The following is a 14,681-nucleotide window of genomic DNA, read 5'->3' as shown; positions in this document are numbered from 1 at the left end:
TCGTCCAGGCGCAGCCCCTCGCGGTAGGGCCAATCGAGGACGGGCACGCGCACGCCCGGCATCTCGTCGGGGCGGTTGGCCGTCTCGAACGCGACATAGCGCGCGCCATCTTGGACGCCGACGCGGTCCAGCAGATCGGCCAGCTCAAACCCGTTCCAGGGGATCACCATCGACCAGGCCTCCACACAGCGGAAGCGGTAGATACGCTCTTCCACCTCAACCCCCGCCATGATGTCCTCGAAGGAATAGGTGCCGGGGTTGTCGACCATGCCGTCGATCTCAATCGCCCAGGGGCTGGTCGTCAGGGTATGGGCGTTGTTGGCGGGGTCGCTCTTGCCGGTTCCGAACTCATAGTAGTTGTTGTAGGTCGTGATCTCTTCCCAGGTGTTGGGCTCCAGCCCTTGAGCCTGCGCCTGGGTCGCGCCGCCGATCATGCCCGCGCCCAACAGGCCGCCTGCGCCCGCCATGATCTGGCGGCGGTTCAGGAACAGATGTTCCGGGGTCACATCATCATAGGTCAACTTCGAGGTGTAGCGGCGGGCCATAAAGGTGTCTCCTTGTCCTTCGTTGCGCTGTTCATGCCCCATAAGTGGCCCTGCGCCCAATAGCTGACATCGAATATCACGGAACGGTTAGGCGACGTGAGGCACCGGCCCCAGCGCGCAAATCTCTTGCAAGAGATTTGACAAGACCCTTGCAAGGGTCTTGGCGCCCGGGGCTCATGCTGCGGGAAACAGCCGATCCATCGGCAGGCTGCTGCCGTCGGGTTGCACCAGACGGACGTGTTCGCGCCGCATCCGGCGCGGTTCGCTTACGCCGACGGAATGGGCGATCACCTCCACCTCTTTCACGATGTTCTTCGCGTAATTCGCCACCCGCACCTTCTTGTCGGTCACATCCAGCCCCTCTTGGAACCTGGGGTTGTGGGTCGTGATCCCCGTGGGGCAGGTGTTCTTGTGGCACTTGAGCGCCTGGATGCAGCCCAGCGCGAACATGAACCCGCGCGCCGACGTCACGAAATCCGCCCCCGCCGCCAAGGCCCAGGCGACATCGCCAGGGTTCACCAGTTTGCCGCTGGCCACGATCCGCACCCTGTCCTTCAACCCGGCCCGTGCCCGTGCATCGGCCAGGATCGGCAGCGCCTCCCGGATCGACATGCCGACCAGGTCCATCAGCGGCATCGGTGCGGCGCCCGTGCCGCCTTCCCCGCCGTCGAGCGTGATGAAATCCGGCGCGCTTTCTTCGCCCCGTGCGCTTACGGCGGCGAACAGCTCTTCAAAAACCTGCGGGTTGCCCATGACCGTCTTGATCCCCACGGGCTTGCCGGTGATGCTTCTGATGCGTGCAATCAGGTCCAGCAGCTCTTCCACGTTTCCGGCTTCGCGATGCCGGTTCGGGCTGATCCCGTCAGCGCCTTGCGGCAGGCCCCTGATCCCGGCGATCTCTTCGGTGATCTTGGCGGCGGGCAGGATGCCGCCCTTGCCGGGCTTGGCCCCCTGGGCGAGCTTCAACTCGAACATCTTGACCTGCGGGCGTGCTGCCATTTCCGCAAGCTTGGCCTCGTCGAGATTGCCCTCGGCGTCCCTGACGCCGTATTTCGCTGTGCCGATCTGGAACACGACGTCGCAATCGCCTTCAAGGTGGTAGGGGCTCAGGCCCCCCTCCCCGGTGTTCATCCAGCACCCGGCCTGCTTGCAGCCGTGCGACAGCGCCCGGACCGCGGGTTTGGAGATCGCCCCGTAGGACATGCCCGAGAGGTTGAAAAAACTCGCTGCCATATAAGGAGTGTCGCAATGGGGCCCGATCATCAGCGGCTCGGAACTTGAGAACTGGTCGTCGAGCGGTGGGAAAGCCGACGGCACGAACAGCGGCGTGCCCACGACGTTGATGTTGCGCGTGGATCCGAACGGCAGTGTCGAGGATTTGCCCTGGCCCGCGTGTTTCACCCATTCGCGTTGGGCGCGATTGAACGGTAGCTCTTCGCGGTCCATCGCGAAGAAATACTGTCGAAAGAACTCTCCGAGGCTGCTGAAGAGGGACCGAAAACGCCCCAGCACCGGATAGTTGTGGCGGATCGCGTCGCTGGTTTGGAACCGGTCGAGCACGAACAGGACCACCACGGCCAGCGCGGCCAGGCCGATCACCAGCCAAAAAAGGATCGCCATCGCCTCCAGGAAGACCGAGACATTTTCCATCGTTGGCATTTCCATCATCCTCTTCGAAATAGCTGGCTCGCATCATGGCCAAACCCCTCGGCCCTGCGCAACCGAGCGACAGGAAAAACGAAACATTTCATAACGTCGGGTCACATGATCTCACCGATCTGTGACTGGAAACGCGCGTGCCCCGTGGCTTAGGGCGGCCGTCATTTGGGTCAAGCCCCCCGGCGGAAAGTCGCTTCAGTTGAAAAGAATTGCCTGCGCCGCACTTCGCAACTCGTCAGCAGGCAGACCTTGCTGACCCGAGGGACCCAAGCCCTCGTGACCCGACATTATGAGAGAGAGACTTAACAATGCGTAAAGCACTCCTTGCCCTTGCGGCCACCACCGCCCTCGCCTCCCCTGCCTTTGCAGACGGCCATGGGATGAACATCGTGGAAACGGCGGCCGAGGCCGGCACCTTCACCACGCTTCTGGCCGCTGCCGAGGCCGCCGGCCTGGTCGAGACGCTGTCCGGCGAAGGCCCGCTGACCGTGTTCGCGCCCACCGATGACGCATTCGCCGCCCTGCCCGAGGGCACGGTCGAAGGCCTGCTGGCCGACACCGAGGCATTGACCGCCGTGCTCACCTATCACGTTGTCGCGGGCGCGGTGATGTCGACGGACCTCAGCGACGGCATGACCGCCGCCACCGTGAACGGCGCCGACATCACCGTGTCGCTCGATCCCGTGATGATTAACGATGCCAACGTCGTTGCCGCGGATATCGAGGCGTCCAACGGTATCATCCACGTCATCGACAGCGTTCTGCTGCCGCCGATGTAAATCGCACTGAAAAGGGGGCGGCGAGAGCTGCCCCCTTTTCCACTTCAAGAAACAGCAACCAAACCAAAGGGGGACCTTTCCATGACCCAGAACCTGAACCGCCGCAACTTCATCACCCGCACCGCAGGCCTCGCCGCCGCCGCTCCGTTCGCGGGCCTTGCCGCGCCCGCTCTGGCTGTGACCGGCAGCTCCAACATTGTCGAGCTGGCCGTGGCCACGCCCGACCTCTCCACCCTCGTAACCGCCGTCCAAGCCGCGGGCCTTGTGGACACGCTGTCCTCGCGCGGCAACTTCACGGTCTTCGCGCCGACGAACCGCGCCTTCGCGCATCTGCCCCACGGCGTGCTGGACAGCCTGCTGGCTGACATTCCCGCGCTGACCAACGTGCTGACCTACCACGTCTCGCCTGACTATTATCCCGCGTCCCAGTTCGTGGGTCAGGTCGGTGCCGTGCACCGCACGGTTCAGGGCCAGGCAATCCGCGTGGATGGGCGCCACGGCTCTGTCATGCTGAACGGCAACACCCGCGTCACGACGGCGGATGTCTTCGCCTCGAACGGGGTCGTTCACATCATCGATGCGGTTCTGCTGCCGCATTAAGGCCCAAGTGGGGGGGTGCTCAAGCTTGAGCACCCCCCTTACACCATTGTAATCACGTTATTTTCCTATTTTCGTTAAGACTTTCTTAAGACTTTCACGACCTTAGAGGCTGTGAGTGCGCAGGTGGCGGGGTCCGCCGCCGCTACAGGCCTTGCCGGGCGGGCCAGTGTCATATTCACTGGGGCCATGCGGGTTCTGAAAATCGATCATGTCCATGTGGAAGTGCGCGACCGGGAGGTGGCCGCCCAGTGGTTTGCCCATGTGCTGGGGCTGCGGCCCCATGGCGCGCTGGCGGCCTGGGCCGAGGATCCGATGGGGCCGTTGATCCTTGAGGCCGGAGACGGTGCGCCTGCCCTGTCGCTCTTTGCCAGGGGATGCGCCGCGCCGTCGCGCGATGCGACGGTTGCGTTTCGGGTGACGGGGGCAGATTTTGTGGAATTTCGCGGGCGGTTGGGAGAGTTACAGCTTCGCGATGCGCGCGGCGAGCGCGTGACTGCTGAGAGTGTGGTGGATCATGGCGCGTCTTGGTCGGTGTACTTCTGCGATCCCGATGGGAATCGGTTTGAGGTGACGACGTATGATTTGGAAGAGGTTGCGCGCCGTTCATAAGACGCCGCAGGTCCGGTCTAACGCAGTGCCCCTGCCAAAGGCACCCGCCCGGGGGCACCCCGGGCAGCGCCGACCCGCCCCCCCGGGGCGGCGCTTTCAGCACCACCCCGGCGGTTCGGCGCTCCCCTCTGTTTAAGGGAACGCCGGTTTTCTTTTGGGTTAATGCACCACCGCGTCATCCGGCTTGGGCCGGTTCGAAGCGGCCAAACGGTCGCCCACGATCAGCCCATCCGGCCCGGCGCTAACTGAGATGTCCGAGCCGTCCATGACATCGCCCGAAAGGATCATCTCGGCCAGTTGATCCTGCAAGGCCCGTTGGATCACCCGCTTCAGTGGACGGGCGCCGAAGACCGGGTCATAGCCTTCGTCGGCGAGCCAGGTCTGGGCGCTTTCATCAAGCGAAAGCTGAATCTTCCGCTGCGACAGACGGCGTTCCAGACGGCCCAGCTGGATCTTCACGATGCCGTCCATATCCTCGCGCGTGAGGCGGTCGAAGACGATCATATCGTCCAGACGGTTCAGGAACTCGGGCCGGAAATGGGCGCGCACGGCGTCCATCACGTCCCTTTGCGCCTGCGACGCGTCCGAGCCTTCGGGCAGATGCGACAGGGCTTGGCTGCCGAGGTTTGATGTCAGCACGATCAGCGTCTGCTTGAAGTCCACCTGACGGCCCTGACCATCGGTCAGGATGCCGTCATCGAGCACCTGGAGCAGCACGTTGAAGACCTCGGGATGGGCCTTTTCGACCTCATCAAACAGGATCACCTGATACGGCCTGCGGCGCACGGCTTCGGTCAACACGCCGCCCTCGTCATAGCCCACGTAGCCCGGAGGCGCGCCGATCAGGCGGGCGACGGCGTGTTTCTCCATGAACTCGGACATGTCGATGCGGACCATGGCCTGGTCATCGTCGAAGAGGTATTCGGCGAGCGCCTTGGTCAGCTCGGTCTTGCCGACGCCCGTGGGCCCGAGGAACAGGAAGGAGCCCAAGGGCCGGCCTTCGTCCTGCAGGCCCGCCCGCGCCCGGCGCACGGCACGGGACACGGCGCTGACGGCCTGGGTTTGGCCAATGACGCGCTTGCCGAGTTCCTCTTCCATGCGCAAGAGCTTCTCGCGCTCGCCTTCCAGCATCTTGGCGACGGGCACGCCCGTCCAGCGTTCGACCACTTCGGCGATTTGTTCGGGCAGCACGGCCTCTTCGACCAGCACGTCTTCGGGCTGCGCTTCTGCGGCCTCCAGCTCTTTCTCAAGCTGGGGGATGACGCCGTAGGAAAGCTCGCCTGCCTTGGCGAGATCACCGTTGCGCTTGGCTTGGTCCAGCTCTGCGCGGGCGTGGTCGAGCTGTTCCTTGAGGCCCCGCGCCGATTCCAGCTTGTCACGCTCGGACTGCCACTGGGCGGTCATCTCGGCGGACTGCTGTTGCAGGTCGCCCAGGTCCTTTTCAAGCGTTTCCAGCCGGTCCTTGGAGGCGGTGTCGCTTTCCTGTTTCAGGGCCTCGGCCTCGATCTGCATTTGCAGGATCTGGCGGTCGAGGGCGTCAAGCTCTTCAGGTTTGCTGTCGACTTCCATGCGCAGACGCGAGGCCGCTTCGTCCATCAGGTCGATGGCCTTGTCGGGCAGGAACCGGTCGGTGATGTAGCGGTGGCTGAGCGTGGAGGCAGCCACGAGGGCCGAGTCGCTGATCCGCACGCCGTGGTGGAGTTCATACTTCTCCTTGATGCCGCGCAGGATCGAGACCGTGTCTTCCACCGTCGGTTCTTCTACAACAAGGGGCTGGAACCGGCGCGCGAGCGCGGCGTCTTTTTCGACGTATTTGCGGTATTCATCGAGGGTTGTGGCGCCCACGCAGTGCAGCTCGCCCCGCGCCAGCGCAGGTTTGATCAGGTTTGCGGCATCCATCGCGCCTTCGGATTTACCGGCGCCCACGAGGGTGTGCATCTCATCAATGAAAAGGATGATTTCGCCCGCCGCCGTGGCGATTTCCGTGAGGACGGCTTTCAGGCGTTCCTCGAACTCGCCCCGGTATTTGGCGCCTGCGATGAGGGCGCCCATGTCGAGGGACATGAGGGTTTTGTTGCGGAGCGACTCCGGCACGTCGCCGTTAACGATGCGCAGGGCGAGGCCTTCGGCGATGGCGGTTTTACCGACGCCGGGTTCACCGATGAGAACGGGGTTGTTCTTAGTCCTGCGCGACAGGACCTGCATGGCGCGGCGGATTTCCTCATCCCGGCCAATGATCGGGTCAATCTTGCCCTCGCGCGCGGCCTCGGTCAGGTCGCGGGCGTATTTGCCCAGGGCGTCGTAGTTGTCTTCGGCCGACGCGCTGTCGGCGGTCTTGCCCTTGCGCAGATCATTAATGGCGGCGTTGAGCGCCTGGGCGTTCAAGGCACCGGCGTCCAGCGCGTCCTTGGCGCCGGATTTGACCATCGCCAGAGCGGTCAGCAGACGCTCCACCGGGACAAAGCTGTCGCCCGCTTTGGTGGCCACCTTCTCGGCCTCGTCCAGGACCTTGCCGAGTTGCTTGTCCATATAGACCTGCGCGCCGTCGCCGGTGACGACGGGCAGCTTGGCCATGGCCGCGTCCAGCGCTTCGACCACACGGGCAGGCGCGCCGCCGGCGCGGCCGATCAGGTTGGCGGCAAGGCCTTGGTCATCATCGAGTAGAGCCTTCAAAAGATGCTCGGGCACCAGTTTCTGGTGATCCTCGCGCTGCGCAATGGTCTGCGCGGCCTGAAGGAAGCCGCGCGCGCGGTCGGTGAACTTCTCTAAGTTCATGGCGTATCTCCTTAATCCAAGCGCCCGACTGTTCGCACCCGCCTTGGCAGCATACGAAATTGGGCCTCCTTGCCATAAATGGGGAGCTTAGGGGTCGTTCTCAAGATCTATGCCGAACTCTCGCGCCAAAGCGCGGGCGCGGGCGCGCATGGCGGCGGAACGGTCGGTGAGGCCCTGCTTGATGCGTTCGCTCAGGTCCTCTGCCGGATCGGCGCCGCGGCAATAGGCGTCGAAGGCCCAGACGCGCAGGAGGATTTTCTTGCTGCCGTAGTAGGGGGAGAGGTGCGGGCGCAGGAGGGGAGCGGCATCGGGGGCGAGTTGCGCGCATTGCAGGATGTGGAGCGCGGCGTCGGCGGCGGTGATGTTGGGCAGGCGTTCGAACACCTGGACCAGGGTGCCCGCGCCGAGGCGTCCGGCCTCGGCCAGCGCCTTGATCAGCCAGGTGGCGGCGATTTCCTGGGGGCCGGGGACGGCGTCGACGAGGGCCTGCACCGCAGCGGGCGACAGGTCGTCCCGCGCCACCGCCTTGAGCGGCGCGGTGTGCGTGCCGTCAAAGGCGGCAAGCGCCGCGGCAATGTCCGAGGGCTGTTGCATGCCCCCATGATGCCGCCTGCCCCCGGCCTTGCCAAGTCAGCCCAGGTCGCGCGCCCGGATGCGGTTGTTGCGCGGGTTGTGCTCCAACTCCGCCAGCCCCAGCAGCTCCAGCACCGGGCCCACGTAGTTGGCAAACCGCCCGCGATACCCCTTGCGCAGCCCGTAGTAGCCGCCCACAGGGTTGCCCGCGTCGCGCGCCCAGGCCTCAAGCGAGCCGTCTTTGACGGGCTTGCCCTCATCGGCATTGCCCAGATCCACCCAATCGCCGCGCGCGCGCAGCATGGCGGCGGCGTCATCGACCGCGCGCCACTGGTAGCTGAGCTGCGTCTTGCCCACCTGCACCACCAGCGCGGGCGGGTCGCGCGTATCATCGCGCCAGGCCAGGTAGTCGCTGCTGCCCGGCGGCGTCTTCAGCCGCCACGGGTCCTCTGCCGTGCCATCGCCGTAGGTAATCATGCCTCTGCCTCCCGTTTCAGTGCCGTTGCGAATTGCGCCATGGAGGCTGTCAGATCCGGGATCTGCTTGAAGATCAGGCCCGCCATCGGGCCAGTGTAATCTTCCCTCACGTGAAACTCTGTCCCCTCGGCCACCGGCGTCAAGCGGAACACCCGCGTGCCTCGGAAGAGCCCGAGGGGCATGCCGGACGACCAGATCATCTCTGTCGGCGCGTCCATCCGCACCACGCGGATCGCGAACGCGCGGTTCGGGTCCACTTCGGACCACAGTTTGATCCTTTGACCCGGCGCGATCTGCCCTTTGATCCGGGTGATGCCGAACCCGCCGTTTTGCAGCCGCGCTGCGTCCGTCAGAATCGGCCAAATCTGCTCTGGCCTGGCCGCAATGGCCTGTCTTGCCTCGTAATATCGCATGGTGCCTCCGTGCTATGCCGGCCCTGCTTACGCCCCCTTACATGACATCTTCTGTCATGTTTAAATCCCCCATGCGCGCGTCTCGCCTCCTTCGTATTCTGTTGATCCTGCAAAATCGCGGGCGCCAGACGGCGCGGCAATTGGCGACTGAGCTGGAATGCGCGCCGCGGACCATCCTGCGCGACGTCGATGCGATGACCGAGGCGGGCCTGCCGATCATCGTGCATCAGGGCAATCGCGGCGGGATCGAGTTGGGGTTCAACTATCGCACCCGCCTGACCGGCCTGACGCGAGAAGAGGCGCGGGCGCTGAGCGTGCAACTTGCCGCGCCTTCATCGGCGGTCCAGACCCTGGGGATTACACCCGCCTTTGAGACCGCGCGTGCGAAACTGATCGAGAGCTTTCCGGACCAGACGCGGTTGGAAAGCGAGGCCGCCGCCGAGCAGATCAACGTGACCCTGCCGCCCAGCACGCCAGACGCCTATGTGATCGCCATGGCCGAGGCGGTTGCCGAACGGCGCATTGTGCGCCTGCGCGCGCGCAGTGCCGCGCCGCTGGTGTGCCATCCTCTGCGCCTGTCGTTTGATGGCAGCGATTGGAGCGTTTTTGACGCCCGCGCGCCGGGGGACGCCATTGCGCGGGCGGATTGGGGCGACCTCAACATCTCGGCCAAGCGGTTCGCGTAGCCGCCTGCGCGCCTAGGGGCAAAGTGCCTGCATTATTCCCCGCAAAACCGCGCGCACCCGCCCCCATATCACTTGCATGGGACGACCCCCCTTCCGTCCCCGGCTGCACCTCCCCTCCCCTCAACGGTGCAGCCGCCTCCTTGCGCGCGCGGGTGTTGTTCCGCAGCGCGCCGGTCCGGATCGCCTTCTTGGTGTTGGGCGATCCGGGCCACCTTCCCCCCTCACCAAAGCGTGAGAGGTAAGGGGATCCTGATCTCGACATGTTGAGTGGTAATCCGCCATTAACCCAACAGATGGTATCTTGAAGGCCCATTTGACGAAGGAATGCCCATGTCGACCCCTTGCCTTAGCCTGCACCGCGTCGCCTATGACCCCGATGCCGCCGCCTTCCGCGCGGAGGCGCAATTCGTGAACGCCACGGGCGTTCATCGCCGGGGCATCATGTGGCGCGGCCCGTTCACCGCCGAGTTTCCCCGCATCGCGCGCGGCCTGCGCGATGCCGCCCTGAGCGGGAGCTAAGTGGACTTCCCCCAAGACGCCGTCTAATCAGCGTCAGCATCAGGGGAGAAAGACATGTCGGATGACCGTTTGATCGTGGCGCTGGACGTGCCGAACGTCGTGCAGGGCCTGGCCCTGGCCGAGCGGTTGGGGGAGAGCGTTTCATTCTACAAAATCGGGCTGGGGATGCTGACGGGCGGCGGGCTGGCCCTAGCTAATGAGCTAAAACAAGACCATGGCAAGCGCATTTTCCTGGACATGAAGCTGTTTGATATCTCGGCGACGGTGGAGGCTGCGGTGCGGGGCCTGGCGCAATTCAACCTCGATTTCCTGACCGTCCACGGCGATCCCCATGTGGTGCGCGCCGCCAAGGAAGGCGCTGCGGGCAGCGACACGAAGATCCTCGCCGTGACCATCCTGACCTCGCTGGACCGGGGCGATCTGGACGATTGCCTGATCCGCGACGGCGGTATTCCTGATCTGGTGGCCGAGCGTGCCGGCCGCGCGTTGGAGGCCGGTGCCGATGGGGTGATTTCTTCGCCGCAAGAGGCCGCGATGATCCGCGCCCTACCGCAATCCGAAGGGCGTTTGATCGTGACCCCCGGCGTGCGCCCCACGGGCGCGGCCTCGGGCGATCAGAAGCGGATTGCCACGCCGCGTCAGGCCATCGCCGACGGGGCCGACCACATCGTGGTGGGCCGCCCGATCTGGCAACACCAGGACCCGCGCGCGGCGGCTGAAATGGTGGTGTCCGAGCTACCCTAACGGTGCGGCAGGATCTTCACCTCGGCCACTGATGGTGCGGCAAAACAGATCGCCTCGGGCAGCCAGAAGCGGGCTTCAAGGCTGCGGGGCTGGGTGCCCGCGAAGCCGATAAGCGGCGGTTCCATGTTGATCTCTTCCCGGCCCAGGGTGGGATGCGCCATGTCCATCAGCACGCAGGCCATGGCGGCGATGCCTTCGGGCGTGGCCTCCAGGATCAATTGATCGGCCTTGGCCGGATCTAACGCCATGCGGTCGGCATCATCGCTCCACCCGAGCGCGAAGAACGGGCGATCCTGTTCCTCGACCCGGTGAACGGGGGCCATGGCGGCGTCCGCAAAGGGGTGGCGCCAGACCTCTTGCGGCCAATACTCGTAGCTGGCGAAGGTGATCGGCGCGGTTTGCGTCAACTTGTGGTCGCGCAGGGCGGGCCGCGCGATGCGGACGTAGAACACCTGCACATGGCTTTCGGGATGCGTCAGGGTCAGCCCGGCCCAGTCGCGATCCGACAGCAACAGGTGCAGCAGCCACAGGCCGATGCGGCGATACCCCTCCGGGTCAGCGACGGCGTTGAAGCCGGGGCTTTGCTCGACAATCTCGAAGGGCATGTCGCCCTCACCCGCCCATCCCATCGACCGTTTGAAGCCGGTGTCGATGGCAAACCCGTCGAAGACGCTGTGATCCGCGAGGGTATCCGGGAAGTCGGCGGACGTGAGGGTCAGGTCGTCATCCGCGCAAAGCGCCGCCGCCTTTTCAGACAGCGACGCGTAGGCTTCGAGATCAGTCGTTGATGTCATGGTCGAAGGTTTTCACCTGGCCATGGTGCAGCCCCAGCCAGCGGCGCAGGCCCAGCCAGGCGACAAGTGATGTGAGGGCGAAGACCAGCAGCAGGATCGGCAGCGACCCGCCAAAGGTGATCCCCACCAGCAGCATCAACGCCACGACGCCCGCCCCGATGCCAAAGCCCAGCAGCACGTAGGACGGTAAAAGCACCTCGCCCACGGCAAGCGCCACGGCGGCGACGCCCCAAACCCACCATTGTGCCCACAGCAGGTCCATCAGCTGCGCCCTTTCAACATCTGGAACGCCTTGCCGAAGGCGTCCACCGCATCGGCGGGCACCACGATGGTGTTGCTGCCCGCGCCCGAGGACATGGTGCCAATGGCTTTCACCTGCTCCAGCGCGATGTTGTATTGCACCGCTTCCAGGCCGCCCTTGGCGATGGCTTCGGCCACAACGCCAGTGGCGTAGGCCTCGGCGTCTGCGGTGATCCGGCGCGCCTCGGCCACCTGCTTGGCGGCGTAAAGCTCGGCGTCGGCGGCGAGTTCGACTGCGCGACGCTCCCCCTCGGCGCGGGTCACGGCGGCGCGCCGCTCCCGCTCGGCGTTGAGCTGTTGCAGCATCGCGTCGCGCGTCGCCTGGTCAAGGTTCACGTCGAGAATTTCCGCCCGGGTCACTTCGATGCCCCAGTCGTCCACCGCCGTCTCCACCTGTTGCTTGATCGAGGTGATCAGCGCCGAGCGGTTCGATTGTACCTCATCAAGGTCCATCTTGCCCATCTCGGCCCGCACGATCCCGGCCACCGTGGTGGCAATGGCGCCATCCACGTCGCGGATCCGGTAGACGGTCTTTTCCGGCTCAAGGATGCGGTAGAACACCGAGGTGTCGATCTTCACCAACACGTTGTCCTTGGTGATCGCGTCCTGCTCGGCGTTGGGCAGCTGACGCTCCAGCACGGAAACCTTGTGCGCCACCCGGTCCAGGAACGGCACGATCAGGTTGATCCCCGGCCCCAGCACCGACTTCAGGCGGCCAAAGCGTTCCACCACGTATTTCTCGGATTGCGGAACGATCCGAATGCCGAGGTAAATGCAAAGAATAATGAATAGCGCGAGTGCGAGCGTGACGACGCCGCCACCTCCCAGTCCGCCCAGGATGTCTTCCAGCATGGTCAAAAACCCTCTAATTTGATCTTCCGGCTTCATCTATTCAGGATATGGGCCGTATCGGCGCGCAACTCCAGCCCTATCTGACTAAGGTTTTCCCGCCGTCTGCCATCGAAAGGCCCCCCTGATGACGATCCCGACCCGCATAGCACGCCCCGAGGATGCCGAGGCTGTCACCGCGCTGGTCCAAGCCGCCTATGCCCCGTGGGTCGAGGTGATTGGCGCCATGCCCGGCCCGATGCTGGACGATTACGCCAAGCTGATTAAGGAAGAATGGGTCGGTGTCAGCGAAGACACCCTGGGCATTTTCAAGGTCATGGTTTTGCTGGATCAAGGCGACACGCTCTTGATCGACAATATGGCCGTGCGGCCCGACATGCAGGGCAAGGGCTGGGGCAAGCGGATGCTTGATAGTGCCGATATGATTGCGAGCGAGGCCGGTTTTTCGCGCATGCGCCTCTATGCCCACGAAAAGATGCAAAGCAATATCGACCTGTACGAGCGCCATGGGTTCACCATCACGCATCGCGTGACGGAGCGGGGGTTAAGCCGCGTCTACCTGGAAAAAGCCGCTGAGCCCTGGCCGGGCCGACCGCGCCCAAAAAGACCCTGGCCCTAGGCCAGGGCAATCCGCATCGGCCCCTTGCCGTCCATCCGCGCGATCTCTCCGCGCACTTCCAGCTCCAGCTTCACCGTCACGACATGCCAGCCGAGCTTGCCCAATCGCTCCAGATCCTCGGCGCTCAACTCTGCGCCGACTGCATCGCGCAGGTCCTTGTTGAGCATGCCCGAAGGCCCTGCCGCGCCCACGACCTTCAGAATCGCCCCGCGCAACAGGTCAAACTTCCACACCGGGATATTCGTCACCCCATCGCGCCCCTCTGCGGGCGTGCGGCAAGCGATGCGTTCCTCGTCCATGATCCTGGCCTCCCCCTTCCTGACCCAACCTGTCAGGAGCGCACTTTTGAACGCCCCCGAATGGGCGTATCATTGCGCCATGCCCGCACTCTGTCGAGATTGTCTGGAAACCTTCGACGCCGCGCACCCCCATGCGCGCCAAAAGGCACGCCGCTGCCCGGCGTGCCGGTCCCCGCGCGTGACCTCGCACCCCGAGCTCTTTGATCTCTCCATCGCCCATATGGATTGCGACGCCTTCTACGCGAGCGTCGAAAAACGCGACAACCCCGAGCTGCGCGACAAGCCGGTGATCATCGGCGGCGGCAGGCGCGGCGTCGTCTCCACCGCGTGCTACATCGCGCGGATCAAGGGCGTGCGCTCGGCCATGCCGATGTTCCAGGCCCTGAAGCTCTGCCCCGAGGCCGTCGTCGTGCGGGGCCGGATGGACACCTACGTCGACGTCTCCAAACAAATCCGCCAACTGATGGAGGAATTGACCCCCGCCATCGAGCCCCTGTCGCTCGATGAGGCGTTCATGGACCTCACCGGCACCGCGCGCGTCCATGGCCGGCCCCCCGCCGCGATGCTGGCGCGTCTGGTCAAACGCATGCGGGACGAGATCGGGATCACCGGCTCTATTGGCCTGTCGCACAACAAGTTTCTGGCCAAGATCGCGTCCGATCTCGACAAGCCGCGCGGGTTTTCCGTCATCGGCAAGGCCGAGACCCAGGATTTCCTGCACGACAAACCGGTGCGGATGATCTGGGGCATTGGCGCCGTGGGCCAGGCCTCCCTCAACAAGGCCGGGATCCACACCTTCAGCGATCTGCAACGCTGGGAACGCCAAGCCCTGCACGAGCGGTTCGGCTCCATGGGCGAGCGTCTCTGGCACCTGGCGCGCGGCGAAGACCACCGCGCGGTCAAACGCGACCGCGCCGTCAAAGGCGTGTCGAACGAGACGACGTTCAACGAGGACATCGCCGATGTCGACCTGCTGGACGGCCACATCTGGCGCATGGCCGAAAAGGTCTCGGACCGGCTGAAAGCCAAGGGCATCGCCGGGCGCACGGTGACGCTGAAACTCAAACGCGCCGATTTCAAGCTGATCACCCGCCGCACCACGCTGCCCGATGCCACCCAGACCGCCGACCGCATCTACGCCACCGCCCGCGCGCTTTTCGACCGAATGGACCACCCATCCAAAGACCTACACCGTCCCGGTGTGGGGCCCTACCGCCTCCTTGGCGTCGGCGTCGCCGACCTGATCCCCGAGGCGCAAGCCGACCGCGAAGGCAACCTGCTGGACCCCCAGGAAGCCGCCCGCCTGAAGGCCGAACGCGCCACCGACGCGATCCGCGACCGCTTCGGCGCCGATGCGATCCTCAAGGGCCGCGCGCTGCGCTAAAGCGTTCCGAAAAAGACCTGAACCACAGCTTTTGGGGGAGCGCAGTGCAAGGCTTGA

Annotated in this window: 18 protein-coding genes (1 of these 18 running past the window's edge); 8 read left to right on the top strand and 10 right to left on the bottom strand. The window is 64.7% G+C overall.

Annotated features, from left to right (window positions below; translation table 11 throughout):
• On the bottom strand, positions 1-545 hold the 5' portion of the coding sequence (gene msrP / locus AC6I9R_RS03625; RefSeq protein WP_461429208.1) for a protein-methionine-sulfoxide reductase catalytic subunit MsrP. It extends 364 nt beyond the left edge of the window; 545 of the gene's 909 nt are visible here — the first part of the coding sequence; the start codon lies at positions 543-545; its stop codon lies off the left edge, out of view.
• Between the two features lie 174 nt (positions 546-719).
• Positions 720-2,204 carry an FMN-binding glutamate synthase family protein gene (locus tag AC6I9R_RS03620; protein WP_461429207.1) on the bottom strand — a complete coding sequence of 495 codons (1,485 nt, stop codon included), beginning with the start codon at positions 2,202-2,204 and terminating at the stop codon, positions 720-722.
• A 308-nt stretch (positions 2,205-2,512) separates the two neighbouring features.
• Between AC6I9R_RS03620 and AC6I9R_RS03615 the strand changes: the two genes are divergently transcribed.
• The 3 genes from AC6I9R_RS03615 to AC6I9R_RS03605 all read left to right on the top strand — a co-directional run bounded on the left by AC6I9R_RS03615 (position 2,513) and on the right by AC6I9R_RS03605 (position 4,192).
• Entirely contained in the window at positions 2,513-2,983 is a 471-nt protein-coding gene (locus tag AC6I9R_RS03615) for a fasciclin domain-containing protein (protein WP_461429206.1), read from the top strand.
• A gap of 81 nt (positions 2,984-3,064) precedes the next feature.
• Positions 3,065-3,583, top strand: coding sequence for a fasciclin domain-containing protein (locus AC6I9R_RS03610; RefSeq protein WP_461429205.1), 519 nt, complete (start codon positions 3,065-3,067; stop codon positions 3,581-3,583).
• 186 nt (positions 3,584-3,769) lie between these two features.
• The gene (locus AC6I9R_RS03605) at positions 3,770-4,192 is read left to right on the top strand and encodes a VOC family protein (RefSeq protein WP_461429204.1); all 423 of its coding nucleotides are present in this window, start codon (positions 3,770-3,772) and stop codon (positions 4,190-4,192) included.
• A gap of 159 nt (positions 4,193-4,351) precedes the next feature.
• Here AC6I9R_RS03605 and clpB read toward each other — a convergent pair whose 3' ends face one another.
• From clpB to AC6I9R_RS03585, 4 genes are all read right to left on the bottom strand, one after another.
• Positions 4,352-6,967 (bottom strand): ATP-dependent chaperone ClpB, encoded by a 2,616-nt coding sequence (gene clpB / locus AC6I9R_RS03600; protein ID WP_461429203.1) that lies wholly within the window; start codon positions 6,965-6,967, stop codon positions 4,352-4,354.
• An 87-nt stretch (positions 6,968-7,054) separates the two neighbouring features.
• Positions 7,055-7,561: a hypothetical protein gene (locus AC6I9R_RS03595; RefSeq protein WP_461429202.1), complete on the bottom strand. Its 507-nt coding sequence runs from the start codon at positions 7,559-7,561 to the stop codon at positions 7,055-7,057.
• Between the two features lie 36 nt (positions 7,562-7,597).
• On the bottom strand, positions 7,598-8,017 hold the full coding sequence (locus AC6I9R_RS03590; RefSeq protein ID WP_461429201.1) for a DUF6855 family protein: 420 nt from the start codon (positions 8,015-8,017) through the stop codon (positions 7,598-7,600).
• On the bottom strand, positions 8,014-8,430 hold the full coding sequence (locus AC6I9R_RS03585; protein ID WP_461429200.1) for an SRPBCC family protein: 417 nt from the start codon (positions 8,428-8,430) through the stop codon (positions 8,014-8,016). The genes AC6I9R_RS03590 and AC6I9R_RS03585 overlap by 4 nt, the downstream gene beginning before the upstream one ends.
• Before the next feature lie 56 nt (positions 8,431-8,486).
• Between AC6I9R_RS03585 and AC6I9R_RS03580 the strand changes: the two genes are divergently transcribed.
• The 3 genes from AC6I9R_RS03580 to pyrF all read left to right on the top strand — a co-directional run bounded on the left by AC6I9R_RS03580 (position 8,487) and on the right by pyrF (position 10,379).
• The gene (locus AC6I9R_RS03580; RefSeq protein WP_461429199.1) at positions 8,487-9,116 is read left to right on the top strand and encodes a helix-turn-helix transcriptional regulator; all 630 of its coding nucleotides are present in this window, start codon (positions 8,487-8,489) and stop codon (positions 9,114-9,116) included.
• 330 nt (positions 9,117-9,446) lie between these two features.
• Positions 9,447-9,635, top strand: a complete 189-nt coding sequence (locus AC6I9R_RS03575; RefSeq protein ID WP_461429198.1) for a hypothetical protein — start codon at positions 9,447-9,449, stop codon at positions 9,633-9,635.
• Between the two features lie 54 nt (positions 9,636-9,689).
• Positions 9,690-10,379: an orotidine-5'-phosphate decarboxylase gene (gene pyrF, locus AC6I9R_RS03570; RefSeq protein WP_461429197.1), complete on the top strand. Its 690-nt coding sequence runs from the start codon at positions 9,690-9,692 to the stop codon at positions 10,377-10,379.
• Here pyrF and AC6I9R_RS03565 read toward each other — a convergent pair.
• From AC6I9R_RS03565 to AC6I9R_RS03555, 3 genes are read right to left on the bottom strand one after another with little or no spacing between them, the layout of a single operon-like run.
• Positions 10,376-11,173: a hypothetical protein gene (locus tag AC6I9R_RS03565; protein WP_461429196.1), complete on the bottom strand. Its 798-nt coding sequence runs from the start codon at positions 11,171-11,173 to the stop codon at positions 10,376-10,378. The genes pyrF and AC6I9R_RS03565 overlap by 4 nt on opposite strands.
• Positions 11,157-11,435, bottom strand: a complete 279-nt coding sequence (locus tag AC6I9R_RS03560; RefSeq protein WP_461429195.1) for an NfeD family protein — start codon at positions 11,433-11,435, stop codon at positions 11,157-11,159. Before AC6I9R_RS03560 ends, AC6I9R_RS03565 begins: the two co-directional genes overlap by 17 nt.
• Complete coding sequence (locus AC6I9R_RS03555) at positions 11,435-12,325, bottom strand: SPFH domain-containing protein (RefSeq protein ID WP_461429194.1); 891 nt, start codon at positions 12,323-12,325, stop codon at positions 11,435-11,437. Before AC6I9R_RS03555 ends, AC6I9R_RS03560 begins: the two co-directional genes overlap by 1 nt.
• Positions 12,326-12,449: 124 nt before the next feature.
• Here AC6I9R_RS03555 and AC6I9R_RS03550 point away from each other — a divergent pair, with 124 nt between their 5' ends.
• Positions 12,450-12,941 (top strand): GNAT family N-acetyltransferase, encoded by a 492-nt coding sequence (locus AC6I9R_RS03550; protein WP_461429193.1) that lies wholly within the window; start codon positions 12,450-12,452, stop codon positions 12,939-12,941.
• Here the strand turns inward: AC6I9R_RS03550 and AC6I9R_RS03545 are convergent.
• Positions 12,938-13,240, bottom strand: a complete 303-nt coding sequence (locus AC6I9R_RS03545) for a DUF6958 family protein (RefSeq protein WP_461429192.1) — start codon at positions 13,238-13,240, stop codon at positions 12,938-12,940. The two genes, AC6I9R_RS03550 and AC6I9R_RS03545, sit on opposite strands and share 4 nt — an antisense overlap.
• A gap of 79 nt (positions 13,241-13,319) precedes the next feature.
• On the opposite strand from AC6I9R_RS03545, the gene AC6I9R_RS03540 reads away from it, so the two are divergent.
• Positions 13,320-14,624, top strand: coding sequence for a DNA polymerase IV (locus tag AC6I9R_RS03540; RefSeq protein WP_461429191.1), 1,305 nt, complete (start codon positions 13,320-13,322; stop codon positions 14,622-14,624).
• Positions 14,625-14,681: the final 57 nt, after the last annotated feature.

This window comes from Gymnodinialimonas sp. (assembly GCF_059726805.1).
The sequence above is the reverse complement of the archived record's forward strand: the minus strand, read 5'-3'. Positions and strand labels throughout refer to the sequence as shown.

What these genes read in the sequence shown, in the direction of transcription:
- AC6I9R_RS03560 (WP_461429195.1), bottom strand. Translation starts at nt 11,435, where the DNA reads ATGGACCTGCTGTGGGCACAATGGTGGGTTTGGGGCGTCGCCGCCGTG.
- AC6I9R_RS03545 (WP_461429192.1), bottom strand. Translation starts at nt 13,240, where the DNA reads ATGGACGAGGAACGCATCGCTTGCCGCACGCCCGCAGAGGGGCGCGAT.
- AC6I9R_RS03565 (WP_461429196.1), bottom strand. Translation starts at nt 11,173, where the DNA reads ATGACATCAACGACTGATCTCGAAGCCTACGCGTCGCTGTCTGAAAAG.
- AC6I9R_RS03595 (WP_461429202.1), bottom strand. Translation starts at nt 7,561, where the DNA reads ATGCAACAGCCCTCGGACATTGCCGCGGCGCTTGCCGCCTTTGACGGC.
- AC6I9R_RS03590 (WP_461429201.1), bottom strand. Translation starts at nt 8,017, where the DNA reads ATGATTACCTACGGCGATGGCACGGCAGAGGACCCGTGGCGGCTGAAG.
- AC6I9R_RS03575 (WP_461429198.1), top strand. Translation starts at nt 9,447, where the DNA reads ATGTCGACCCCTTGCCTTAGCCTGCACCGCGTCGCCTATGACCCCGAT.
- AC6I9R_RS03585 (WP_461429200.1), bottom strand. Translation starts at nt 8,430, where the DNA reads ATGCGATATTACGAGGCAAGACAGGCCATTGCGGCCAGGCCAGAGCAG.
- AC6I9R_RS03605 (WP_461429204.1), top strand. Translation starts at nt 3,770, where the DNA reads ATGCGGGTTCTGAAAATCGATCATGTCCATGTGGAAGTGCGCGACCGG.
- clpB (WP_461429203.1), bottom strand. Translation starts at nt 6,967, where the DNA reads ATGAACTTAGAGAAGTTCACCGACCGCGCGCGCGGCTTCCTTCAGGCC.
- AC6I9R_RS03610 (WP_461429205.1), top strand. Translation starts at nt 3,065, where the DNA reads ATGACCCAGAACCTGAACCGCCGCAACTTCATCACCCGCACCGCAGGC.
- AC6I9R_RS03620 (WP_461429207.1), bottom strand. Translation starts at nt 2,204, where the DNA reads ATGCCAACGATGGAAAATGTCTCGGTCTTCCTGGAGGCGATGGCGATC.
- AC6I9R_RS03615 (WP_461429206.1), top strand. Translation starts at nt 2,513, where the DNA reads ATGCGTAAAGCACTCCTTGCCCTTGCGGCCACCACCGCCCTCGCCTCC.
- AC6I9R_RS03540 (WP_461429191.1), top strand. Translation starts at nt 13,320, where the DNA reads ATGCCCGCACTCTGTCGAGATTGTCTGGAAACCTTCGACGCCGCGCAC.
- AC6I9R_RS03550 (WP_461429193.1), top strand. Translation starts at nt 12,450, where the DNA reads ATGACGATCCCGACCCGCATAGCACGCCCCGAGGATGCCGAGGCTGTC.
- pyrF (WP_461429197.1), top strand. Translation starts at nt 9,690, where the DNA reads ATGTCGGATGACCGTTTGATCGTGGCGCTGGACGTGCCGAACGTCGTG.
- AC6I9R_RS03555 (WP_461429194.1), bottom strand. Translation starts at nt 12,325, where the DNA reads ATGCTGGAAGACATCCTGGGCGGACTGGGAGGTGGCGGCGTCGTCACG.
- AC6I9R_RS03580 (WP_461429199.1), top strand. Translation starts at nt 8,487, where the DNA reads ATGTTTAAATCCCCCATGCGCGCGTCTCGCCTCCTTCGTATTCTGTTG.